We start from the raw sequence: 623 nt of genomic DNA on the forward strand, positions 1-623 counted from the left end.
GGCGTTGGTGGGGCGCTCAGCCCCCGTATGACCGACACATGTGCAGGCCAATCTGCCACAGTCAGATCCTGCGCAGATTTGATCAAATTTAGAGCCACGCGACCCCTAGTGGTCTGATACAGGCCTGGCGGCATATCGGCCGATAGTGCCCCGCTTTGCAAATCTTCACCCGCAACTGTGATTTCGCCCTGCGCATTATAAAGCGCACCAAACCCGTCCAACACCTGCGCGGAAACAAAGCTAAGCCCTGTGTAATCTTTGCCCTCCGCGCTGATCGGGGGGGTAGAGACAGAGAGCCGCTCTAACATCTGCACAAACAGACCCGACAGCGGCAGGTTTGACCATTCTGCATTGGCGGTCACATGGAATAACACAGCACGCCCTGCCCCCCGTGTCATTTGCGTGACCAATGGCGTGCCATCTTCCAAGGCGGCCAAACTGCGCGCCGCCAAATCTGGGCCTGGCTGCGCCAAAACCTGTTGGCTGATCGTAACCTCATCAGGAATGGCAAGGCCAAAAAACGGGGATGTCTCTGGGAAAGGGTTTAGCTTGCGCGGATCGGCCCATGACATCGCCCCGCCCAAAGCACGCCCGCCTTGGCGCAGTTGCACGGGCATCAGTGC

At 58.6% G+C, this 623-nt stretch carries 1 pseudogene; it reads right to left on the reverse strand.

Features of this window, described 5'->3' with window-relative positions:
- Nucleotides 1-623, reverse strand: a pseudogene (locus tag ACR0B3_RS24450) (DUF4159 domain-containing protein); the annotation flags it as partial.

The sequence above is a fragment of the Ruegeria sp. CE9 genome (assembly GCF_056537425.1).